The 20,705-nt window shown below is 64.4% G+C and carries 22 protein-coding genes; 16 read left to right on the top strand and 6 right to left on the bottom strand.

Going from position 1 to position 20,705, the window contains the following annotated elements:
• The first annotated feature begins 43 nt into the window (after positions 1 to 43).
• Genes AC22G6_RS07165 through pcaF form a run of 6 tightly spaced genes read left to right on the top strand, consistent with a single transcriptional unit; the run spans position 44 to position 5,719 of the window.
• The gene (locus AC22G6_RS07165; protein WP_487366201.1) at positions 44 to 1,225 is read left to right on the top strand and encodes an acyl-CoA dehydrogenase; all 1,182 of its coding nucleotides are present in this window, start codon (positions 44 to 46) and stop codon (positions 1,223 to 1,225) included.
• 40 nt (positions 1,226 to 1,265) lie between these two features.
• On the top strand, positions 1,266 to 1,721 hold the full coding sequence (locus AC22G6_RS07160; RefSeq protein ID WP_487366200.1) for an acyl-CoA thioesterase: 456 nt from the start codon (positions 1,266 to 1,268) through the stop codon (positions 1,719 to 1,721).
• The gene (locus AC22G6_RS07155; RefSeq protein ID WP_487366199.1) at positions 1,718 to 2,113 is read left to right on the top strand and encodes a RidA family protein; all 396 of its coding nucleotides are present in this window, start codon (positions 1,718 to 1,720) and stop codon (positions 2,111 to 2,113) included. The genes AC22G6_RS07160 and AC22G6_RS07155 overlap by 4 nt, the downstream gene beginning before the upstream one ends.
• A 7-nt stretch (positions 2,114 to 2,120) precedes the next feature.
• Entirely contained in the window at positions 2,121 to 2,915 is a 795-nt protein-coding gene (locus tag AC22G6_RS07150; protein ID WP_487366198.1) for an enoyl-CoA hydratase-related protein, read from the top strand.
• Between the two features lie 36 nt (positions 2,916 to 2,951).
• Positions 2,952 to 4,472 carry a 3-hydroxyacyl-CoA dehydrogenase gene (locus AC22G6_RS07145; RefSeq protein ID WP_487366197.1) on the top strand — a complete coding sequence of 507 codons (1,521 nt, stop codon included), beginning with the start codon at positions 2,952 to 2,954 and terminating at the stop codon, positions 4,470 to 4,472.
• A gap of 41 nt (positions 4,473 to 4,513) precedes the next feature.
• Entirely contained in the window at positions 4,514 to 5,719 is a 1,206-nt protein-coding gene (gene pcaF / locus AC22G6_RS07140) for a 3-oxoadipyl-CoA thiolase (protein WP_487366196.1), read from the top strand.
• 45 nt (positions 5,720 to 5,764) lie between these two features.
• Here pcaF and AC22G6_RS07135 read toward each other — a convergent pair whose 3' ends face one another.
• A complete protein-coding gene (locus tag AC22G6_RS07135) occupies positions 5,765 to 7,207 on the bottom strand; it encodes a DUF294 nucleotidyltransferase-like domain-containing protein (protein ID WP_487366195.1) in 1,443 nt (480 codons plus the stop codon).
• A gap of 194 nt (positions 7,208 to 7,401) precedes the next feature.
• Between AC22G6_RS07135 and AC22G6_RS07130 the strand changes: the two genes are divergently transcribed.
• Positions 7,402 to 8,358 carry a toll/interleukin-1 receptor domain-containing protein gene (locus AC22G6_RS07130; protein ID WP_487366194.1) on the top strand — a complete coding sequence of 319 codons (957 nt, stop codon included), beginning with the start codon at positions 7,402 to 7,404 and terminating at the stop codon, positions 8,356 to 8,358.
• Between the two features lie 93 nt (positions 8,359 to 8,451).
• On the opposite strand, the gene AC22G6_RS07125 is transcribed toward AC22G6_RS07130, so the two are convergent.
• Both AC22G6_RS07125 and AC22G6_RS07120 read right to left on the bottom strand, forming a co-directional pair.
• Positions 8,452 to 10,419, bottom strand: coding sequence for a tetratricopeptide repeat-containing protein (locus AC22G6_RS07125; RefSeq protein ID WP_487366193.1), 1,968 nt, complete (start codon positions 10,417 to 10,419; stop codon positions 8,452 to 8,454).
• Complete coding sequence (locus tag AC22G6_RS07120) at positions 10,419 to 12,455, bottom strand: CHASE domain-containing protein (RefSeq protein WP_487366192.1); 2,037 nt, start codon at positions 12,453 to 12,455, stop codon at positions 10,419 to 10,421. Before AC22G6_RS07120 ends, AC22G6_RS07125 begins: the two co-directional genes overlap by 1 nt.
• 148 nt (positions 12,456 to 12,603) lie before the next feature.
• On the opposite strand from AC22G6_RS07120, the gene tadA reads away from it, so the two are divergent.
• From tadA to AC22G6_RS07105, 3 genes are read left to right on the top strand one after another with little or no spacing between them, the layout of a single operon-like run.
• The gene (tadA, locus tag AC22G6_RS07115) at positions 12,604 to 13,068 is read left to right on the top strand and encodes a tRNA adenosine(34) deaminase TadA (protein ID WP_487366264.1); all 465 of its coding nucleotides are present in this window, start codon (positions 12,604 to 12,606) and stop codon (positions 13,066 to 13,068) included.
• Positions 13,069 to 13,076: 8 nt separating this feature from the next.
• Positions 13,077 to 13,556 (top strand): L,D-transpeptidase family protein, encoded by a 480-nt coding sequence (locus AC22G6_RS07110; RefSeq protein ID WP_487366191.1) that lies wholly within the window; start codon positions 13,077 to 13,079, stop codon positions 13,554 to 13,556.
• Positions 13,553 to 13,987: a GNAT family N-acetyltransferase gene (locus tag AC22G6_RS07105; protein ID WP_487366190.1), complete on the top strand. Its 435-nt coding sequence runs from the start codon at positions 13,553 to 13,555 to the stop codon at positions 13,985 to 13,987. Before AC22G6_RS07110 ends, AC22G6_RS07105 begins: the two co-directional genes overlap by 4 nt.
• Here the strand turns inward: AC22G6_RS07105 and AC22G6_RS07100 are convergent.
• The 3 genes from AC22G6_RS07100 to ygfZ are packed head-to-tail and all read right to left on the bottom strand — an operon-like array spanning position 13,932 to position 16,072.
• Positions 13,932 to 14,723, bottom strand: coding sequence for an NRDE family protein (locus AC22G6_RS07100; protein ID WP_487366189.1), 792 nt, complete (start codon positions 14,721 to 14,723; stop codon positions 13,932 to 13,934). The genes AC22G6_RS07105 and AC22G6_RS07100 overlap by 56 nt on opposite strands.
• Positions 14,714 to 15,022 carry a DUF4936 family protein gene (locus AC22G6_RS07095; RefSeq protein WP_487366188.1) on the bottom strand — a complete coding sequence of 103 codons (309 nt, stop codon included), beginning with the start codon at positions 15,020 to 15,022 and terminating at the stop codon, positions 14,714 to 14,716. Before AC22G6_RS07095 ends, AC22G6_RS07100 begins: the two co-directional genes overlap by 10 nt.
• Positions 15,023 to 15,043: 21 nt before the next feature.
• Entirely contained in the window at positions 15,044 to 16,072 is a 1,029-nt protein-coding gene (gene ygfZ, locus AC22G6_RS07090; RefSeq protein WP_487366187.1) for a CAF17-like 4Fe-4S cluster assembly/insertion protein YgfZ, read from the bottom strand.
• A 153-nt stretch (positions 16,073 to 16,225) separates the two neighbouring features.
• Here ygfZ and mltG point away from each other — a divergent pair, with 153 nt between their 5' ends.
• The 6 genes from mltG to AC22G6_RS07060 are packed head-to-tail and all read left to right on the top strand — an operon-like array spanning position 16,226 to position 20,685.
• On the top strand, positions 16,226 to 17,215 hold the full coding sequence (gene mltG, locus AC22G6_RS07085) for an endolytic transglycosylase MltG (protein WP_487366186.1): 990 nt from the start codon (positions 16,226 to 16,228) through the stop codon (positions 17,213 to 17,215).
• 11 nt (positions 17,216 to 17,226) lie between these two features.
• Positions 17,227 to 17,859: a dTMP kinase gene (tmk, locus tag AC22G6_RS07080; protein WP_487366185.1), complete on the top strand. Its 633-nt coding sequence runs from the start codon at positions 17,227 to 17,229 to the stop codon at positions 17,857 to 17,859.
• Positions 17,856 to 18,905: a DNA polymerase III subunit delta' gene (gene holB / locus AC22G6_RS07075; protein WP_487366184.1), complete on the top strand. Its 1,050-nt coding sequence runs from the start codon at positions 17,856 to 17,858 to the stop codon at positions 18,903 to 18,905. Before tmk ends, holB begins: the two co-directional genes overlap by 4 nt.
• Entirely contained in the window at positions 18,902 to 19,267 is a 366-nt protein-coding gene (locus tag AC22G6_RS07070; RefSeq protein WP_108948181.1) for a PilZ domain-containing protein, read from the top strand. Before holB ends, AC22G6_RS07070 begins: the two co-directional genes overlap by 4 nt.
• A gap of 7 nt (positions 19,268 to 19,274) precedes the next feature.
• Positions 19,275 to 20,045, top strand: a complete 771-nt coding sequence (locus tag AC22G6_RS07065) for a TatD family hydrolase (protein ID WP_108948182.1) — start codon at positions 19,275 to 19,277, stop codon at positions 20,043 to 20,045.
• A complete protein-coding gene (locus AC22G6_RS07060) occupies positions 20,032 to 20,685 on the top strand; it encodes an ankyrin repeat domain-containing protein (protein WP_487366183.1) in 654 nt (217 codons plus the stop codon). Before AC22G6_RS07065 ends, AC22G6_RS07060 begins: the two co-directional genes overlap by 14 nt.
• Positions 20,686 to 20,705: the final 20 nt, after the last annotated feature.

Genomic DNA, 20,705 nt, shown 5'->3' with positions numbered 1-20,705 from the left:
GATTTCTGAATTGCCACCCCAAGCCCACGGGAGCCGAAACAACATGAGCAAGATCCACTTTGACTGGGCCGATCCCTTCCTTCTGGACGGCCAGCTGACCGAAACCGAACGTCTGGTGCGCGACGCTGCGCGCGCCTACTGCCAGGAAAAGCTGCTGCCGCGCGTGCAGGAAGCCTTCCGCCATGAGAAGACCGACCGCGAGATCTTCAACGAGATGGGCGAACTTGGCCTGCTCGGGCCGACCATCCCGGAAGAGTACGGTGGCGCCGGCATGAACTACGTGTGCTACGGCCTGATCGCGCGTGAAGTCGAGCGTGTGGATTCCGGCTACCGCTCGATGATGAGCGTGCAGAGCTCGCTGGTGATGGTGCCGATCAACGAATTCGGCAACGAAGCCACGAAGAAGAAGTATCTGCCCAAGCTCGCCACCGGCGAATGGGTGGGCTGCTTCGGCCTGACCGAGCCCAACCACGGCTCGGACCCCGGCAGCATGGTGACCCGTGCGCGCAAGGTCGACGGCGGCTACAGCCTGTCGGGCAGCAAGATGTGGATCACCAACAGCCCGATCGCGGACGTGTTCGTGGTGTGGGCCAAGGACGACGAAGGCCAGATCCGCGGCTTCGTGCTGGAGAAGGGCTGGAAAGGGCTGTCGGCCCCTGCGATCCACGGCAAGGTCGGCCTGCGTGCCTCGATCACCGGCGAGATCGTCATGGACGAAGTGTTCTGCCCGGAAGAAAACGCCTTCCCCACGGTGCGCGGCCTCAAAGGCCCGTTCACCTGCCTGAACTCGGCCCGCTACGGCATCGCCTGGGGCGCACTCGGTGCGGCCGAAGCCTGTTACGAAACCGCGCGTCAATACACGATGGACCGCAAGCAGTTCGGTCGCCCGCTCGCGGCCAACCAGCTGGTGCAGAAGAAGCTCGCCGACATGCTCACCGAGATCACGCTCGGTCTGCAGAGCTGCCTGCGTGTCGGACACCTGAAGGATGAAGGCAACGCGGCGGTCGAGATCACCTCGATCATCAAGCGCAACAGCTGCGGCAAGTCGCTGGACATCGCCCGCATGGCGCGCGACATGCTTGGTGGCAACGGCATCTCGGACGAGTTCTGCGTGGCGCGCCACCTGGTGAACCTGGAAGTGGTGAACACCTATGAAGGTACGCACGACGTGCATGCGCTGATCCTCGGCCGTGCCATCACCGGCATCGCTGCGTTCAGCAACTGATCGCCAGGCTGCTGGCCACAACGAACAGGGGGAGACCGACTTGAAAACAAGCGAAAGCCTTGATGTGCAGGATGCGGAAGCGGTCGAGTTCATCGCCCGACGGCAGGTGCGGTTCTCGGATTGCGACCCGGCAGGAATCGTGTTCTTTCCCAACTACTTCCGCATGCTGAACGGCGTGGTCGAGGACTGGTGGGCACATCTGGGCAAGCCCTGGACCGAGCTGGTGAGCGCACGCAGGATCGGTACGCCCACGTTCCGGCTCGATACCGAGTTCGTGCAGCCATCCAGGTTTGGTGAGCTGCTGGATTTTCATCTGACGGTCGAAAAGCTGGGCAACACCTCACTTGTACTGCATCACGTGGTGACCGGCGCCGACACCGCGCGCATGCGGGCCCGGCAGGTGCTGGTTGCGACCTCGCTCGACACCCACAAGGCAATCCCCTGGCCCGACGACGTACGTCAGGCCATTCAGAGATTTATGGAGAAACAATCATGAACAAGGTTCTTCAACCGGAAGGCTGGGCAAAGCCCCGCGGCTACTCCAACGGTATCGAAGCCCGTGGTCGCCAGATTTATGTCGGTGGCCAGATCGGCTGGAATGCCGAATGCAAGTTCGAGAGCGACGACCTGATTCAGCAGATCTACATGGCGCTCAGGAATTCGGTCGACGTGGTGCGTGCCGCCGGCGGCGGCCCCGAGCACATCGTGCGCATGACCTGGTACCTGGTCGACAAGAAGGAATACGTCGCCCGCCTGAAGGAAATCGGTGGTGTCTATCGTGAAGTGATGGGCAAGAACTTCCCGGCGATGAGCGCGATTCAGGTTGCGGATCTGGTGGAAGACGAAGCCAAGGTCGAGATCGAAGTCACCGCTGTGATTCCGGACTGAGATCGACATGAGCGAGCCCACATACCCGTCACCCGAAGGCCTCCTGGTCGCCGGTCCGGAGGCTGGCGTGCTCGAGATCCGGCTCTACCGGCCCGATGCGCGCAATGCCTTGTCCACCCCGCTACTGCGCGGGATCGTCGCACTGCTGCAACAGGCGGCGGGTGACGATGCGGTGCGCTGCGTCGTACTGACCGGTGGCGACAAGGTTTTTGCCGCAGGCGCCGATCTCGCCGAGATGGCTTCAAAGGACATGCAGGCCGTCCTGCTCGAAGAGCGTCCGCAGTTGTTCGCAGCGATTGGCCGCTTTCCCAAGCCGGTGGTCGGCGCGGTCTGCGGCTACGCACTGGGTGGCGGCTGCGAACTGGTGATGCACGCCGACATCATCATTGCCGGTGAATCCGCACAGTTCGGACAACCCGAGATCAACCTCGGCATCATCCCGGGGGCGGGCGGTACCCAGCGTCTGACCCATGCGGTGGGCAAGTCGCTGGCGATGAAGATGGTGCTCGCAGGCGAGTTCATCTCCGCCCGCGAAGCGCTTGCAGCCGGACTCGTGGCCGAGGTGACGGCCGACGATGCCTGCCTTGCGCGTGCCCACGAACTGGCACGCAGGATCGCCGGCAAGGCGCCACTGGCGGTCAGGCTGGCCAAGGACGCAGTGCTGCAGTCGTTCGAGACGCCGCTTGCGGCCGGCATGGTGCTGGAACGTCGCAACTTCGTGGTGCTCGCCGGCACCGATGACCGTAACGAGGGCGTACGCGCCTTCCTCGAGAAACGTAAACCGGTGTGGAAGGGGCGCTGACGCGTTTCCCGTCTTTCCGCACGCCTGGAGTCAGCCTTGAATTCGGATCAGCCAATACGCACGCTCGGCATCGTCGGTGCCGGCCTGATGGGGCGGGGAATTGCCCAGATTGCCGCAGTCGGCGGGCTTGAGGTCCGTCTGTTCGACGCACGACCCGCTGCACCTGCGGATGCCATTGCCGCCATTCTTCCAATGCTGGAGAAGCTCGTCGCCAAGGGGAGCCTGAGTGAGGCTGAAGGGACCGAAGCCGCGGCGCGCCTGAAGCCGGCCGCTGCGCTGTCGGATCTTGCCGGCTGTGACGCGGTGGTCGAAGCGATTGTCGAGGATCTGGAAGCCAAGCGCGGCTTGTTGCGCGACCTTGAGGCGGTGGTGGGCGTTGACTGCATTCTTGCCACCAATACCTCGTCGTTGTCGGTGACCTCGATCGCTGCGGCCTGCGCGCATCCGGAGCGGGTGGCCGGGCTGCATTTCTTCAGTCCGGTACCGCTGATGAAGATCGTCGAGGTGATCAACGGTGCGCGCACCCTGCCTGCAGTTTGCGACCGCCTCACCGCGCTTGCCGGCCGCATGGGGCACAGCCCGGTGCGGGCGCAGGATACGCCGGGCTTCATCGTCAATCATGCCGGTCGGGCCTACCTGACCGAAGGCCTGCGCATTCTGGGTGAAGGGATCGCCGACGTGCCCACGCTCGACCGCGTGTTGCGCGAGGCGGCGGGGTTCCGCATGGGACCGTGCGAACTGCTCGACCTCACTGGCCTCGATGTGTCGCATCCGGTGATGGAGTCGATTCACAGCCAGTACTACCAGGAACCGCGCTACCGCCCCTCGCCGATCACGCGGCAGCGGCTTGCGGCAGGCTTGCTCGGGCGCAAGAGCGGGCAGGGCTTCTATGTGTATCGCGATGGCAAGCCCGAGGTGGTGCCTGAATCGCCGGCACCGGCTGCGCGAGCTGCACGTGTTTTTGTCGCCATTCAGGACGAGGCGGCGCGCAGCGAGTTGTGCGCGCTGGTGACAAGCCTCGGTGGCGAACTCGATTCGGGGGCGAGGCCCGCGGACGACGCGCTGTGCATCGTGGCGCCGTGGGGAGAGGACGCCACCAGCGCCTGCCTCGATGCGGGGCTCGATCCGCGGCGTACGGTCGCAATCGACGTGCTGCCTGCGCTCGACCGCAGGCGCACGCTGATGACCACGCCGCTCACCGATTCCGGGGTGCGCGATGCCGCTCACGGCCTGTTCGGGGCTGACGGGGTGCCGGTATCAGTGATTCACGACAGCCCCGGCTTCATCACGCAACGGGTGATGGCGATGATCGTCAATCTGGGTTGCGACATCGCCCAGCAACGCATCGCCTCACCGCAGGATATCGACACCGCGGTGCGGCTCGGTCTCGGCTACCCGGCCGGTCCGCTGGCGATGGGCGATGCGATTGGCGCGGCCCGGGTGCTTGCGATACTGGATCGCATGCAGGCCTATACCCGCGACCCGCGCTACCGCCCCAGCCCGTGGCTGATCCGGCGCGCGGGCCTCGGCGTGTCGCTGCTGACGCCCGAAGGCTGATCCGCAAGCGCCTCTCCGATTCATCCAATACGAGGTTTTCCATGGTCGAAGCATTCGTCTGCGACGCCGTCCGTACGCCCATCGGGCGTTACGGCGGTGCGCTTTCCACCGTTCGTCCCGACGATCTGGCGGCGGTACCGCTGTCAGCTTTGCTGGCGCGCAGTCCCGGACTCGATCCGGCTGCGATCGAGGAGCTCGTGCTCGGTTGCGCCAATCAGGCAGGCGAGGACAACCGCAATGTGGCGCGCATGTCGCTGCTGCTTGCCGGCTACCCGGTGTCGGTGCCGGGCAGCACGATCAACCGGCTGTGTGGTTCGGGCATGGATGCGGTGTCCTTCATCGCGCGTTCGATCCGTGCCGGCGAGATCGACATCGGTGTCGGCGGTGGCCTGGAGTCGATGTCACGCGCGCCCTTCGTGGTGCCCAAGGCCGGCACGGCCTTCAGTCGCAGCAGTTCGATCGAGGACACGACCATTGGTTGGCGCCTCGTCAACACACTGATGAAGGAACGCTTCGGTATCGACTCGATGCCACAGACCGCGGACAACGTCGCCGCGCAGTTCGGGATCGGCCGTGCGGATCAGGACGCCTTCGCGCTGCGCAGCCAGCAACGCTGGAAAGCGGCCTTCGATGCAGGGGTGTTCGAGGATGAGATCGTAGCGGTGGAGGTGCCGCGCAAGAAGGGCGTGGTGGATCGGGTGACGGCGGACGAGCATCCGCGTCCTGACACCACGCTGGAAGCGCTGGCACGACTCAAGGGCATCAACGGCCCCGAGCTGTCGGTCACCGCGGGCAATGCCTCTGGGGTGAATGATGGTGCCAGCGCGCTGTTGATCGCCTCCGAAGCGGCGGCTGCGCGGAATGGACTGACGCCACGCGCACGGATCGTGGCCACTGCAACCGCGGGTGTCGATCCGCGCATCATGGGCATCGGTCCCTTGCCGGCGACGCAGAAGCTGCTGGCAAAAACCGGATTGCGCATCGAGCAGATCGATCTCATCGAGCTCAACGAGGCCTTTGCCAGCCAGGCACTGGCGACGCTGCGCGGGCTCGGGCTGGCCGATGATGCCGCGCACGTAAATCCGAACGGCGGCGCGATTGCGCTCGGTCATCCGCTGGGGATGAGCGGTGCACGTCTGGTGACGACGGCCACCTGGCAACTGCAGCGCAGTGGCGGACGCTACGCGGTGTGCACGATGTGTATCGGCGTTGGCCAGGGCATCGCCCTGTTGCTGGAGCGCGTTTAGCCTTCGGCCGGGCGGGACGGAGTCCGCCGCCCGGCACGCCGGTTTTTAGTTGCGCAGCAGTTGCAGGTTGAAATGGTGCTTGATGAAGCTCTGGAAACGCGCAACGCCTTCCAGGGCCAGCTTCAGCTCGCCCTTTTCCATCGCATTGAGGAGCTCGAGCGAGATGTAGTTGGTGGGGGTGGCTTCCACGCGCAGGGCCTCGACATGGCCGCGCAGACGCAGCTTGACCATGAAGTCAAAGCTGGCACGCAGGTCCGCAGCGTCGCCCGCTTTCAGGACCTTCGCTGCGACCAGCGCCTCCATGCGGTCGTGGGTGCTGCCGTCGAGCTTGCGGGCTTCGATCGCAAGTGCCTTGATACCGTCGGTAATGGCGAAGATGCCTGCCTTCTTGATGTCGACCTTGCCGCGATGGGGCCCCGACTTTTCCACCTTGATCCGCCCCAGCCAGTTCAGCGGCGGCAGGAAGTTGGTCATGTTCTGGGCCATCCGCATCAGGAAACCCTGGTCCTCGCTCATGGTGCGGAAGGCCTGGTCGCGCAGGTTCTGCACGAGATCGTCACGTCCATACAGGGTGCGCAGATCCATGAACATGGAGCCGGTCATCACGTGCTCTGGCGTCGGCGTGGTGAGCCAGCGGTTCAGCGTCTGCTTCCAGTCGGCAAGGCTGCGTCGCCATGCGGCGTTCTTTGCCATGATGCCGCCGGGGCAGGGCGGGACGCCAATTGAAATCAGGCTGTCTATCAGTTCGACCGAGAATGCTTCGAGGCGGGCAATCTCGTCGGCGCCAAGTGCATCGTCATAGACAATCGCGTTGTCCTGATCGGTGGACAGGGTCTGTTCGCTGCGGCCCTCACTGCCCATCACCACGAAGGCAAAGTCATCGGTGAGGTCGGGGTACTTCTCGGCACGCAGCAGCCCGATCAGACGAATGAGGACCTGATCGTTGAGGTTGGCAATCAGCTTCACCAGATCGCGGATGGCGATGCCGGTGCCGCTCAGATGCAGCACGAGTTGCTGGATACGGGCATGCAGGTCGCGGAGGTCGTCGATGGACGCCGCCTTCTCGATGTCGAGCACCAGCTGGTGCGGCGAATGCGCCTGCAGGCGCAGGATGTCGGTGTCGGTGATGATGCCGGTCAGCAACCCCGCGTCATCGACGACGACCAAGCGATGAATCTTTTGCCGCGACATGCGGTAAAGCGCTTCGTACAGCACGTCGTCTTCGCCGATCACGGTGAGGGGCGAATGCATGATGTCGGCAACCGTGAGTTCGGTCGGTGTCCTGCCCTGGGCGACGACCTTGTTGCGCAGGTCGCGGTCGGTGAAGATGCCGTGCGGTTTGCCGTCGCTGATCACGACGATGCTGGAAATGTTTTTCGACCGCATGATGCCGACTGCGTCCACCAGGCTGTCGCCCGGCGCACAGGTCACGACATCACGCTGGCAGAAGTCCCTGACCGCACGAAAAAACTGATTGTCTTCAGCCATCTACTGGTGTGCTCCCGGACAGGTTTGCATGAAGGGGACATTATAGCCATGCCGCGGGGAAAGGACGGCTGCGGCGTTCGCGCCACACGCACGGCGGCACAGGCAGGATCGAAACTGGCGATCGTACCTTGCACATGCTTGAATCGAAGGACGGTGCGCTGCGGTCTCACCGGGTTTCGCTGGAGCCAGCACGCATGTCACTGCTTTTCGTTTCGTATCGGCGCGACGACAGCGCCGGTCACGCAGGCCGTCTGACCGATGCGCTTGAGTTGCGCTTCGGCGAGGGCTCCGTGTTTCGCGACGTTGATGACATCGCGCCTGGCGAGAACTTCGAACATGTGATCCAGACCCGCATCAGCCAGGTGCGCGGCGTGCTTGTGCTCATCGGCCCACGCTGGCTGGAGCCGACCGAAACCGGACCACGGCTTGAAAACGCCGACGACTTCGTGCGCCGCGAGATCGAGCTTGCACTTGCGTCGGACAAGCCAATCGTGCCGCTGCTCGTGGGTGGCGCCACGATGCCCGAGCCCTCGATGTTGCCGCCCTCGATCCGTGAGATCGCCACGCGCCAGGCGGTCGTACTGCGGGATGCCTCATGGAAAATCGATGTGGCACTGCTCGCGGACGCGTTGGCCGGGCCCGGCGTGCTTGGCATTGAGCTGCCACAGCCGGGTTCTCCGGAACAGCGCCGCAGTGCCGGTGAGGCGACAACCGCTGGCGGCAGGCATGGCTCCGGGCGCGTGTTCGCGCTGCTGTGCGCGACCTTCGCGGTCGCAGTTGCGGCATGGCTGCTGGCAGGATCGCCTACAAACGAGGATGGGGAGGGGGTGGCGGGGGTCTGGAGCGGAACGGTGGATTACCCCTGGGGTGTCACCCGGGAAGAGCGCTTCGAGTTTGTTGTCGAGGCTGGCGAGTTGAGCGGACGAGCCAGTTTTCTGGGTGTGCCCCGGGCGATCGAGGCGGGCAGGCTGACCGATGACGGGCTTCAGTTCGAGCTCAGGACGCGGGCAGACTACGGCGCGGGCGATGAGCGCATCCTGGTTCATCGTTATCGTGGCGTACGTGCAGGTGACGAAATCCGCTTCCGCCTCGACGCCGGTAGCGGGCTGCAAGCCGCCGATCAGGTGAGCTTCATCGTCCGTCGTCCGTGAGCGACGCCTGACCACGACAGACGCTCTGAGACAGCCCGCAATTCAGGCAGCGGGCCCGGCCAATGCAGTCACACGTGTACCGCAGATAACGGCTCATGCCGGCTGATGCGGCAGCGTCCGCGTATCGATCCAGCTCACCTTGCCGGTCCTGCGTTTCATTTCAGCATGCATGTGCGCGGTACCCCCCGGGCCGTCGCCGCCTTCGCCGTTCCACAGGCAGATGAAAGACACCTTGTCGATACCGCAGGACAGCGCGGTCGCGAGAAGCCAGCGGTTGCAGCGTTCGAACGGATTGGCGTCTGCTTCCGGTAGCGGACCGAGCTCGTCGGGAAGCACGCGAGGTGGATCGTCGAGCGTGTGCCGAATGCTGTCATAACGTGCACGCCATTGCGCACCGTGCCTTGCCGACGCCACCGATCGCGCCAGGAACTCAGGCTCCGGTAGCGGCAGCATCAGGTGCAGGCGAACCTGGCGTGCCTTGCAGGCTTCCAGAAACAGGATGTCGCCGCCACTGGCCCCCTGGGTCAGTGCGAGATCGCCAGGCCCGGCGCCAAGCGCATCGAGCGTGGCGGCGATTGCTGCGGCCGCCGCAGGCTCAAGGCCGACAGGGAAGCGCGGTGTCGCTCTGTCGGGCGCATCAGCCATGTGCCCGCTGAACAGAAAGACCTGCCGCGGGACAAAGGGCGGTTCGGTGCGCGCGAGCGCATCGTTGATGATCTCGATCGCTGCAGCGGTTTCGGCCGGCCGGAAGCCCAGGTCGCGCAACAGGCACAGGCTGCGTCGGCTTGAGTCGAGCGCATGCCAGTCGCCGCCGGCAACGGCCGTGGCGTGCCGGTACGCCTCGCGAACGTGCGCCAGTTCGCCCTGCAGCAGACAGTATTCCGCATCGCTCGATCTGACCCGGTAGTCATCGGGCGTCAAGGCAAGTGCGGACCCAATCGACCACCGCAGGCCGTCGCTCAGTCGCCTGCTGTCGTCAGCCGCCTTCGCGCAGCCGAGGTGACGCCGAAGCAGCATGAGGGTGAGCGCATTGAGGCCGGCACGGTAGCGCGACGGATCGCGCATGAAGGCCTGACGGTAGTGCTCGATGGCCGCCGACAGCGGTGCGTTTTCGCTCGCTGCCCGGGCACGCATTGCGCCAGGCGCAGCATCCGCGAGCGCCCAGCGGCTGATCCAGTCGGTTTTGTCGATGCTGCCGGCGAGTGCGAGTGCGCGTGTTTCGGGTTCCTCGGATGCCTCGGGTGCCTCAGTGACCAGGCGGCAGACCGCCTCGCGTGCTTCGATCACGCGACCAAGGCGTGCGAGGCCGCTTGCCCGGCGCCGGCGAGCGAGGGTGTGGCCGGGCTCGAGTTCGAGCACGCGGTCGAACTGTTCAAGTGCAAAGTCGCAGTGGCGCTGCCTCATGAGGGCATCGCCGGCTGCGAGCCTGGCGGCGATGTGCAGGGCAGTGCAGGGTGCCTCGTCTGCCAGTACCAGGATGTCGCCGGGGCGCGCTGAACCGAGGCGGTCTGCCCAGGCCGCGTACGGTCCGGTGAGCGTGTTGCGCTGTACCGGCAGCAGTGTGCGCCAGTCGGGTTCGCGCAGATGCGGCAAGGCGCGATGAATCGGGCTCGTCCCGTGCTGGGCGTCCGGAAAGCTGCAGACCGCGTTGCTCAGGCGCTGGCGATCGTCGATGAGGGTGTCCGGATCGGGTCCCCCAGTCTTCAGGTGATAACGCAGCCGTTGATGGTCGCCGGGGCCGGGCTCGGTGGCCGTGCCTTGTGTGGCTTGCACGAGAACGACACCGGAGGCGCGCAAGGCATGACGTACGCCAAGTGCATACCAGACCTTCGGGTCGTCCAGTGTGAGATCAGCCACGACGACGTCGGCCATCAACAGGTGCTGAAGCATGTCGGCATTGGCCTCCCCGGGCGGCCCTTCCACGCTGGTGCGAAACACCTTCAGCCCGGCTGCTTGCAGCGCCGGGAGCATGTATTCATCGAATATGCGCTCGAAGTCGATTGCCTGACCGTCATGACCGGGCCTGGAACCGAAGGGCATCGCGACAAAGACGTGGCGCATCACTGCGGTCCTTTCGGTGCAGTGTCGTCGGTCGCGGCGTCTGCCGCGGAGTCAGACCCGGATGTCTGCCCGGGTGGCGCACAGCGCTTACCGCTCACTTCATCGCCTGCGGCCGTGGGATCGTATTCGAACACGCGAACGGTGTTCCGGCCGGCCTCCTTCGCTCTGTACATCGCGTGGTCGGCCTCCCGAATCAGTTGCCCGGCGCCGCGTCCCTGACCGCAGAACGTGGTCAGGCCGATACTGGGGGTGCTGCAATGGACGTGCTCACCAAGCCGGTATTCCCGATTGAGTGCGGTGAGGATCTTGTTGGCGACCTGACACGCCTTGCTGGTGGCCTCGCTGCAGTCCAGGCCGAGGTTCTCGATCATGACCACGAACTCGTCGCCGCCAAGGCGGGCAACGGTGTCACTCTCACGCACGGCATCGCACAGGCGGTGCGCGACTTCGCACAGCATCATGTCGCCGACCTCATGTCCGTGGTTGTCGTTGAGCGGCTTGAAGTTGTCGAGGTCGATGAACAGTACCGCGCCGCAGCATCTGCTGCGCTCGCTGGCGAGCAGCGCGTGGCGCAGCCTGTCGTCCAGCAGCCGGCGGTTGGGCAGCCGAGTGAGCGGGTCGTAGAAGGCGAGCTCCCTGATCGCGGTTTCGGCGAGCTTGCGCTCGGTGATATCGATGATCACGCCATCGATCCATTGCGCCTTGCCTGAGTCGTCATACGAGGTTCGGCCACGTTCGCTCACCCAGCGCAGACGCCCGTTCTGCTGCCGGATACGATACTCGACCTCGTAGGGCGTGCCGGCGCGCAGCGCAGCGTCGATGCTGCTCTTTACGCCCGCGGTGTCGTCGGGGTGAATGAACCGCGCGTAGGAGACGCGGCCTTCAAGAAAGGCGTCCGCGGGTTCGCCGGTGAGCGCCCCGATGCTCGGACTGAGATGATGAAAGCGCCAGGTGGATTTGGGCTCTGAACGGAACACCGTGCCAGGCACGTTATCGACCAGATTGAGATAGCGGTCGCGACTCTGTGCCAGGGTGAGCGCGGCCGCGTCCATCCGCTTCACATGGCGTGCGTTGGAGAACATCACAGCGAACAGAAGCAGGTTCAACGCCGTGCCGCCGAAAAGGATGATCCAGGGCTGGACGCTCAGGGTGGCGATCTCGTATTCCGGGCGGCTGTGAAAGCGCAAGGTCCACTCGCGACCGCCGATCCGGATCTGCTTGTCGGCGTTGTGCCGCGCCTTGCGCACTTTCTGGCTCGTACTGAACAGCAGGTTGGCGGGCTCTGGCGTACCGTCGAACAGTTCGATCTCGGTGTCTTCGTCACGTGCGCCGAACAGCCCCCGCATGAGGTCGTGGGCGCGAAACGGGCTGTAAACGAATCCAAGCAGGGCTGCCCGACGCTGCGCTATCGAGTCCTGCGGCATCTGGTTGTGATACACCGGCAGGTAGATCAGAAAGCCGGGCTGTACGTCCTCCTGCGTTTCCTGCACCAGCGTGACCTTGCCCGACAGTGCAGGCCAGCCGGTATCACGGGCACGCTCCATTGCCTCCCGACGAACCGGGTCGGAAAACATGTCGAACCCAAAGGCCCGCCGGTTACGTTCGTCGAAGGGTTCGAGATAGACGATTGGCGTGAAGACCTCGCGATCGCCTTTCGGCGCGATGTCGTAGTACGGAAAGCCCTGGGCACGCACGGCTTGCAGATGCGAGTCCTTGTCCTCAGCCCGGACAAGCTGCGCGAAACCGGTGCCCTGGATGCCCGGAAGGTGCTCGTTGATCGCAAGGCCTTCGACATATGCGTACCAGTCTCCCCGTGTAACCTCGTCACTGGCGGCGAAGAGGGCACGTGCGCCCAGCAGAACCTGTTCATAAGCGCGCATGCGCGAAACGAGCGTGACCGTTTCCTTTTCGATACGGAACAGAAAGCGATCCTGGCCGCGCTTGGAAAAGGCGTGCGCGGAGAACTGCCAGAAGATGACCGTGAGTATCAGCGAGACACCCAGCACCACCCAGGCGGTCGACGTCTGGTTCAGCACACGGCGGACTTGTCGTGACGTTGAGGTTGAATCAGGCAGCATGCCGACTCGTTCCGTGAGGTGACGGGGGCAGTCTTCCACGTTTCCCGGTTATTGGCTATGGGTGGTGTCGGCTACACTGTGCGCTGGTTGAACCGCAACGATGATGATGAACGACGAAGAATTCATGCTGCTTGCGATGGAGCAGGCGAGAGAGGCGGGTGCATGCGGCGAAGTGCCGGTTGGCGCGGTCGTGGTGCTGAATGGTGAAGTCGTGGGGCGTGGCTTCAATCAGCCCATCCTCCGTCATGATCCGACCGCGCACGCCGAAGTCATGGCGCTGCGCGATGCGGCAGAACGCCTCGGCAACTACAGGTTGCCGGGCTGCGAGTTGTACGTCACGCTCGAACCGTGTGCGATGTGTTCAGGTGCCATCATGCATTCGCGCATCGCGCGGGTTGTGTTCGGTGCGCGCGACCCCAAGACAGGCGTAGCCGGCAGCGTGATGGACCTGTTCGCCGAGACGCGCCTGAACCACCATGCGAGCGTTACCGGTGGCGTGATGGCGGACGCCTGCGGAAGCATGCTGTCTTCATTCTTCGCCGCGCGCCGTGGCAAGACCCAGATCGCCTGAGCGCTTTCATGCATATCCGTATCGAAATCGCGACCCAGCGTCTTGATCTGTTTGATGAGGACGGTTGCTGCATCCGGCGTTACCGCATCTCGACGGCACTCAATGGCGCCGGAGAGCAGATGGACAGTGGCTGCACGCCGCGCGGGCGTCACCGGATCAGGGCCTGTATTGGCCGGTCGGCAGCATGGGGCACGGTTTTTCGCGGGCGCCGCCCGACGGGCGAAGTGTGGTCGCCTGCTTTTGCTGCTGCACATCCGGGGCGGGACTGGATTCTGTCCCGCATCCTGTGGCTGTGCGGCGAAGAGCCGGGCGTCAATCGTGGGGGGCGGGTGGACAGCATGCGCCGCTACATCTACATCCACGGGACCGGCGAGGACCAGCCGATGGGTGAGCCACGCTCGCATGGCTGCATCCGCATGCGCAACGACGACATCGTCGAATTGTTCGAACTCGTGAGTGCCGGCACGCGCGTGGAGATTGTTGAATGAAGGATATCGAACTGGTCCTGCTCGACTGGACTGAAGCCGCGCCTCGTGCGATGCCGCTGCGCGAACGCGTGTTCGTGGTCGAGCAGGGCGTGCCGGCAGACATGGAGATGGACGAATACGATCCGCTGTCCCGGCACGCGCTGGCGCTGGCCGAACACGGTCAGGTGCTGGCAACCGGCCGCTTGCTTCCGGACGGACACATCGGACGCATGGCCGTGGATGCGGCGTGGCGCGGGCGTGGCGTCGGCGGTCTGGTGCTGGAGGCGCTGGTGGAAGAAGCCTGGCGCCGGCGCATGCACGAAGTGGTGCTCAATGCCCAGGTCAGCGCGATTGACTTCTACCTTCGGCACGGCTTCGTGGCCGAAGGCGAGACCTTCATGGATGCGGGGATTGTTCACCGCAGGATGCGTCGATTCCGAAGCGGTGGGTAACGATGCTGTGCTGCTTCCCGCCGGGCAGCCAGGTCCATTCGGTAAGGCAGGCTTCGCCCCCGCGGTCGACCGTCAGCAGAGTCGAGCAGCGGGTGCCATATGTCGGCGAGTCGATGAATGCGGTGGAAAGCCGGCGCTCCCACTCCAGGCTGATGCCGGTATCCGGAAGTTCGTGATCGGCAACCGGCGTGGTGTCTCTTAGCAGGGTCAGGAAGGCTTCGCTGTCAGGGAGCGTGTGCAGCGCCGCCGTGAAGGCGTCTCGCGCCCGCTTGAGCTTGGGCCATTCGGTGTCGAGTACATGATTCGACAGGCCGTACACGCCGGGCGCCAGCAAACGCACCGCACCGGTGGTGCTTTCATGGATGCCGAGCTGGGTGCCGTCGCTCACCAGAAGATTGAACCCGGCATAGCCGGCACTGCTGCGTGCGATGTTTTCAAGCGTTTCGCGGCAGTCAGACCCGGACTCGAGCGCGGCACGCACCAGGGCACCCCGTGAGGGAAGGCCGCTGGCGCGCTGGCTCGGGTCGCGGAAATTGGTCAGCGCCGAGAATCGCCCCTTGCGGCTGATACCCATCCAGGTGCCGCCGGCTTCGAGATCACGCCCGGCAAGCAGCTGCGGCGCATCGGTCCACCAGTGGGCGGGACTCGCCGGGCGGTTGACGAATTCGTCGCGGTTGGCCGCGACGATCAGAGGGTAATCCGGATGGGCCTGCCATCCGGTGACGATCAGACACACTCGACGAAGCACTCCATGTGCCGTGCCGAGCCCGGCTGAATGATGCCTTCCAGCCCGTGCTGCGCGACGCCTTCGCGCAGCGCCTGCTCGAAGGCGCCCGTGTCTGCCACGCCGTCGTAGACCTCCATCCAGGTCGTGTCCTCATGATTGCGAACAAACAGCCGGCCCACCACCCCGGTCTGTTTGCCGAGTGCAAGCTGCATGTTGCGCACCGAGGCGTGAGCGTCATCGACGTCCACACCATCGCGGATACGGTAATAGATGAAGTAATGCTTCAGCGAGCTGTCGTCTGCGGGCATGATCGTGTTACCTGTGAATCGTCAGAGCAGGGCGTAAGGCAGGTCGAGAACGGCGAGTGCCGGGCCGTCGGGTGCGCCAAGGTGAACGTCGCCATCCTCCGCACAACTGTTCTGCATCACGGCCAGTGCTTCGAAGCTGCCGTCTCCGAGCGCGGCGACATTGACCAGCTTTCCTGCCGACTGGTCGCCGAATGCAGGCGAGTAGAGGTCGGCGCCCGCCGTCGGTGCGCTTTCCGCAGCGATGGACACGCGATACATCCGCTTCTTCAGTTTGCCGAGGTACTTGGTACGGGCGACGATTTCCTGCCCCGGGTAGCAGCCCTTCTGGAAGCTGATGCCGCCGATGAGGTCGTAGTTGAGCATCTGCGCAACGAACTCTTCCTGCGTGGCCGAAGTCACAAGCGGCACACCGGCGCGCACCATTGCGAGATGCCAGGCGTTGGTTCCCGCCGGAATGGCGCCTGCTGCGCGGATCTTGCGGAACAGGTCGGGTGCGGCGTCGGCATCGACCACTGCGATGGCTGCCTCGGCGCCGATGCGAACAATACGGATGCCGTCAGCCAGTGATTCCTGCATGTCTGCGGCCGGGAAGGGCAGGCCCGCTGCTTCGAGGCAGGCCCCGAGCTTCGCACCGGCAAGGCCGATCAGCGCCCGGGTCGCACTTGCGTCGGCGAGCTTGACCTTGCTGCGCAGGATGTACATCGACAGCCTCTTGTGCATCGCCGGCAGGATGTCGGCGGACATCAGCAGGCTGTGGCCGTCCTCTTCGTGCCACAGCAGGAAGCTCGCAAGCATGCGCCCCTTCGGGCTGTTGAAGCTGTTCCACTGTGCGCTGCCTGCAGGCAGCTTGTTCACATCGTTGGAGAACAGATTGTGGAGGTAAGCAGCCGAGTCCGGGCCCGTGCTCTGTACCAGTCCGAGGTGAAGCAGCGGCACTGCAAGCGTTCCTGTCGCAAGCGCGGCGGCCTCGGCCGTTGCGTCGCCGAACGTTACGAAGTTGTCGTCGAGGGTCGCTCCCTCGCCGGAAAGAAAGTCTGTCCAGGTTGTCATGGTCTTGTCGGTCAGTATCAGGGTGTTTGGGGGCAGGCCGTCGGCCGTGGCGATGAAGTATTATAGGGCCCCGCCGCGATCCGGCAGTTCCTTGTTAGCTTGGTGTTGTCTGGCGGCCGGTCATGGCCGGCGGGCAGTGCCACCCGATTTTCGATGAAGAAACTCTTCCTCAGCCTCGTTACCGTTGTTGTGCTGGCCGCCGTCATCATGGGATCGGTCGGGTGGTGGTTTGCCCATCGCCCGCTTTCGCTCAAGCAGCCGGTCGTGGATTTTACCGTGCAGCGTGGCTCGAACATGCGTCAGGCCGCCAGTGCCATCGCCGCCGCCGGCGTCGAACTCAAACCGGCCGTGCTTTACTGGCTGGCCAGACTGGCGGGCAAGGCAAGCCTGATCAAGGCCGGCAGTTATGAAGTGCATGAAGGCATCACGCCGTGGCTGCTGATCCTGAAGCTGTCGTCGGGTGACGTGTCGCAGGGCGAGGTGCTGCTGGTCGAAGGCTGGAACTTCCGTCAGGTCCGGGCCGCCCTCGAATCCAACCCAAACCTGCAGGCGGACACAGCAGGGCTGAGTGACGCGGAGATCCTGAGCCGGATCGGCGCAAGTGAGCCGAGCCCGGAGGGTCTGTTCTTCCCCGACACGTATCTGTTCGACAAGCAGTCGAGCGCGCTGGCGCTGCTTGCACGCGCCTACCAGATCATGCACAAGCGCCTCGACGAGGTCTGGGCCGCCCGTGACGAAACGTCGCCGCTGCGCACGCCTTACGAAGCGCTCATTCTGGCCTCGATCATCGAGAAGGAAACCGGCCGCGCGGAGGATCGCAGCGTGGTGGGCTCGGTGTTTGCCAACCGCTTGCGCATCGGCATGCGCCTGCAGACCGATCCCACGGTGATCTACGGCCTCGGCGAGGACTTCGACGGTCGGCTCCGCCGCCGCCACCTGGACACCGATCATCCGTGGAATACCTATACCCGCGCGGGACTGCCGCCTACGCCGATTGCCATGCCCGGCCTTGACTCCCTGCAGGCTGCGGTCCGGCCGGAGAAAACCGATTTTCTGTATTTTGTTGCACGCGGGGATGGCAGCAGCGAGTTCTCGCGCAATCTCAATGATCATAATCGCGCGGTCGATCGCTATCAGCGCTGAGGAGTAGTCCGTTGGAAGCAGAGGTGCAGAAAGGGCGTTTCATTACCTTCGAGGGAATCGATGGCGCCGGCAAGAGTAGTCAGATCGCCGCCGTGGTGTCGCTGCTGGGCACACGCGGTGTCGTTGTCGAGCAGTCGCGCGAGCCCGGTGGAACCCGGCTTGGTGAGTCGCTGCGCGAGCTCCTGCTGCATGAACCGATGCACCTCGAAACCGAGGCCATGCTCATGTTCGCCGGCCGACGCGAACATCTTGCAGCGCGCATCGAGCCCGCGCTGCTGCGGGGCGAGTGGGTGGTGTGCGACCGTTTCTCCGATGCGACCTACGCCTATCAGGTCGGTGGCCGCGGCCTCGAACCGGAAAAGTTCGCGGCACTTGAAACCTGGGTGCATCCGGGCCTGCAGCCTGACCTCACCCTGCTGTTCGATCTGCCGCCCGAGGTCGCTGCGAGCCGGGTGGCCTCGACCGGCGCCGATCCCGACCGCTTTGAACGCGAACAGCGGGACTTCTTCGTGCGCGTGCGTGAGGCTTACCTCGAACGCGCCCGCCATGCCCCCGGGCGCATCTGCGTGATCGACGCCAATCGTTCGCCGGAACAGATCAGGAAAGAGATCGAGACTCTGATCAAGGAGCGCTTCTTCGCATGATCCAGCCATGGCTTCAACCGACCTGGGTCAGACTGGTTGCGCTCGAGGGCAAGCTCCCGCATGCGCTGCTGTTCGTCGGGGCGCCGGGCCTGGGCAAGCGCGAACTGGCTGAAAGCCTGGCCGCCCGCCTGCTGTGCGAGGCACCGCTGGGCGACGGTCACGCCTGCGGCCGCTGCGACGCCTGCCAGTGGCGCGAGGCGGGCAACCATCCGGACTTCTATCGCGTGGTCCCGGCCGCGGCGGCAGATCAGGCCGATGCCGGCGAGGATGCGCCTGCAGGTGATGCGGCTGGCGGCAAGGCCAAGTCGAGTCAGATCGTGATCGATCAGATCCGCGAGCTGCAGTCCGCGCTTGCGGTGACCGGGCATCACAGCGCGCAACGGGTGGTCGTGCTCGATCCCGCAGAGGCAATGAACACCTTCACCGCAAACGCCTTGCTCAAGCTGCTCGAGGAGCCACCTGAGGGCTGCAGCTTCTTGCTCGTATCCTCGGCGCCGCGCAGGTTGCTGCCGACGATTCGCAGCCGTTGTCAGCAATGGAGCTTTCCGCGTCCCGATGCGGCCCAGCGTGCAGCCTGGCTGGCCGGCGAACGCACGGAAATGCAGGGCTTGCTTGCACTGGCAGGCGGCATGCCCCTGGCGGCGAAGCGGCTTGCGGAGCAGGGCGGCATTGGCTTGCTGGAGCGCTTCGTGCGCGATCTGTCGGGAGATCCGGACGCGCTCAGGCTGGCGGGGCAATGGGAGGCCTGGCTCAAATCCAAGGAAGCCCTTGCAGCCGGTTTCGGCCTGAGCACGCTGGTTGAGTGGATGCAGCGCTGGGTCGCGGATGTGGTCAGCCTGCGTCTTGGCGGCCAGGTGCGCTTCTTTCCGGCGCAGGAAAAGGTGCTCTCGGCGCTGGCTGGCCGCATGAGCGTGGCGGCTGCGAGCAGCTGTTACAATGAGATCGCCCAGATTCGACGTGTCGCCACGCACCCGCTGAACCTTCGCCTTTTTCTTGAAGACATGCTGATGCGCTATGCACGCGCAGTGAAAGGAGCCCGGACTTGAGCGAAGCCAGTCGTACCCATGTAGCACGTCCGAGCGTGCTGTCGCTGAACATCAGTTCCAAGTCGGCCCTGTACGCAGCCTACATGCCCTTTCTCGCCAACGGCGGGATCTTCGTGCCCACGCCGAAGACCTACAACCTTGGCGACGAGGTCTTCATGCTGTTGCAGCTGATGGACGATCCGACCAAGCACCCGATCGCGGGTACCGTGGTGTGGGTCACGCCGTCGGGCGCGCAGGGCGGAAAGGCGCCGGGTATCGGCGTACATTTTTCCAGCGACGAGGCGGGTGTCGCCTTGCGTCACCGCATTGAACAGATCCTGGCCGGTCATCTGGGCTCGGCCCGGCCCACCCATACCCTTTGAGTAGCTGATGTTCGTAGATTCACATTGCCATCTCGACTTCCCCGATCTCGCTGCGCGCGAGGACGAAATCCTCGCCGCAATGGCCGACAAGCGTGTCGGTCAGGCGCTGTGCATCAGCGTCAATCTCGAGGACTTTCCGCGCGTGCGAAGCCTGGCCGAGCGCCACGGCAATCTGTGGGCGTCGGTCGGCGTACATCCGGACAATTCGGATTGCGAAGAGCCCGATGTCGAGCGTCTGCTCGCCTTGGCAGACCATCCGCGGGTCGTGGCGATTGGCGAAACCGGACTCGACTACTACTGGCACAAGGACGAACCGGAATGGCAGCGCGAGCGCTTTCGCACGCACATCCGTGCCGCACGGGCCTGCGGCAAGCCGCTGATCATTCATACCCGCAATTCGGCCGCGGACACGCTGCGCCTGATGCAGGAGGAGAAGGCCTCGGACTGTGCCGGGGTGATGCACTGTTTCACCGAGTCACGTGAAGTCGCAGAGGCGGCCATCGAGATGGGGTTCTACATTTCGTTCTCTGGCATCGTGACCTTCCGTAACGCGAAGGCGCTCAAGGAAGTCGCTGCCTGGGTGCCGCTCGAGCGGATGCTCATCGAGACGGACGCGCCCTATCTTGCCCCCATGCCGCACCGGGGCAAGACCAACGAGCCTGCATGGGTGGTGCATGTAGCCGAAGAAATCGCGCGATTACGCGATCTTCCGCTTGATGCCGTCGAGCAGGCGACCACTGAGAACTTTTTCCGTCTATTCCGCCATGCTAAAGCCTGAAATCATTCGATCCTTCCTGCTCGCGGCCGCGAGCAGTTTTCTGCTTGCCGGTCCCGTTTCGGCGGGCAGTTACGACGACGCGCTGAGCTCCGCCCGCATGGGCGACACCCGGCAGCTCACCGGTCTGCTGGCGCGTGGCATCGATCCGGACACGGTGGATGCAAACGGCAACACGCTGCTGATCATCGCCTCCCGCGAAGGCAACACCGAAACCGTGGAGGCTTTGCTCAAGTTTCGCCCGCGCGTCGGTTACCGCAATCTGGCGGGTGACTCTGCGCTGATGCTCGCCGTCCTTGGTGGGCACGACTCAGTCGTGGACGTGCTGCTCGCGGCGGATGCGCCGCTCAATCACGAAGGGTGGACGCCGCTGCACTACGCGGCCTTTGAAGGGCACATGGGCTTGTTCGACAAGCTTCTGGCTGCAGGGGCCGACATCAACGCACTTGCACCCAACAAGTCCGATGTGTTGATGCTTGCGGCCCGGAACGGTCATATCGATCTGGTGCGCCACCTGGTCGAACTGGGCGTGCCGCTCGACCGTCGCAACGAATCAGGCGTCGGGGCTGCGGAGTGGGCGCGCTCGAATGGCAACACCGACATCGCCGAGATCATCGAATCGGCGCGCAGCAAGCGTCGCTGATCGGCGCGCATCCGCGGCAG

The sequence above is a fragment of the Parazoarcus sp. PS-13 R2A genome, from assembly GCF_057621855.1.
Note: the sequence above shows the minus strand (reverse complement) of the source record. Positions and strands in the feature narration are given on the sequence as shown.

Excerpts from the sequence above, each read along its gene's own strand:
- AC22G6_RS07165 (WP_487366201.1), top strand. The coding sequence starts at position 44 with ATGAGCAAGATCCACTTTGACTGGGCCGATCCCTTCCTTCTGGACGGC.
- AC22G6_RS07155 (WP_487366199.1), top strand. The coding sequence starts at position 1,718 with ATGAACAAGGTTCTTCAACCGGAAGGCTGGGCAAAGCCCCGCGGCTAC.
- AC22G6_RS07150 (WP_487366198.1), top strand. The coding sequence starts at position 2,121 with ATGAGCGAGCCCACATACCCGTCACCCGAAGGCCTCCTGGTCGCCGGT.
- pcaF (WP_487366196.1), top strand. The coding sequence starts at position 4,514 with ATGGTCGAAGCATTCGTCTGCGACGCCGTCCGTACGCCCATCGGGCGT.
- AC22G6_RS07135 (WP_487366195.1), bottom strand. The coding sequence starts at position 7,207 with ATGGCTGAAGACAATCAGTTTTTTCGTGCGGTCAGGGACTTCTGCCAG.
- AC22G6_RS07130 (WP_487366194.1), top strand. The coding sequence starts at position 7,402 with ATGTCACTGCTTTTCGTTTCGTATCGGCGCGACGACAGCGCCGGTCAC.
- AC22G6_RS07125 (WP_487366193.1), bottom strand. The coding sequence starts at position 10,419 with ATGCGCCACGTCTTTGTCGCGATGCCCTTCGGTTCCAGGCCCGGTCAT.
- tadA (WP_487366264.1), top strand. The coding sequence starts at position 12,604 with ATGAACGACGAAGAATTCATGCTGCTTGCGATGGAGCAGGCGAGAGAG.
- AC22G6_RS07110 (WP_487366191.1), top strand. The coding sequence starts at position 13,077 with ATGCATATCCGTATCGAAATCGCGACCCAGCGTCTTGATCTGTTTGAT.
- AC22G6_RS07105 (WP_487366190.1), top strand. The coding sequence starts at position 13,553 with ATGAAGGATATCGAACTGGTCCTGCTCGACTGGACTGAAGCCGCGCCT.
- AC22G6_RS07095 (WP_487366188.1), bottom strand. The coding sequence starts at position 15,022 with ATGCCCGCAGACGACAGCTCGCTGAAGCATTACTTCATCTATTACCGT.
- ygfZ (WP_487366187.1), bottom strand. The coding sequence starts at position 16,072 with ATGACAACCTGGACAGACTTTCTTTCCGGCGAGGGAGCGACCCTCGAC.
- mltG (WP_487366186.1), top strand. The coding sequence starts at position 16,226 with ATGAAGAAACTCTTCCTCAGCCTCGTTACCGTTGTTGTGCTGGCCGCC.
- holB (WP_487366184.1), top strand. The coding sequence starts at position 17,856 with ATGATCCAGCCATGGCTTCAACCGACCTGGGTCAGACTGGTTGCGCTC.
- AC22G6_RS07065 (WP_108948182.1), top strand. The coding sequence starts at position 19,275 with ATGTTCGTAGATTCACATTGCCATCTCGACTTCCCCGATCTCGCTGCG.
- AC22G6_RS07060 (WP_487366183.1), top strand. The coding sequence starts at position 20,032 with ATGCTAAAGCCTGAAATCATTCGATCCTTCCTGCTCGCGGCCGCGAGC.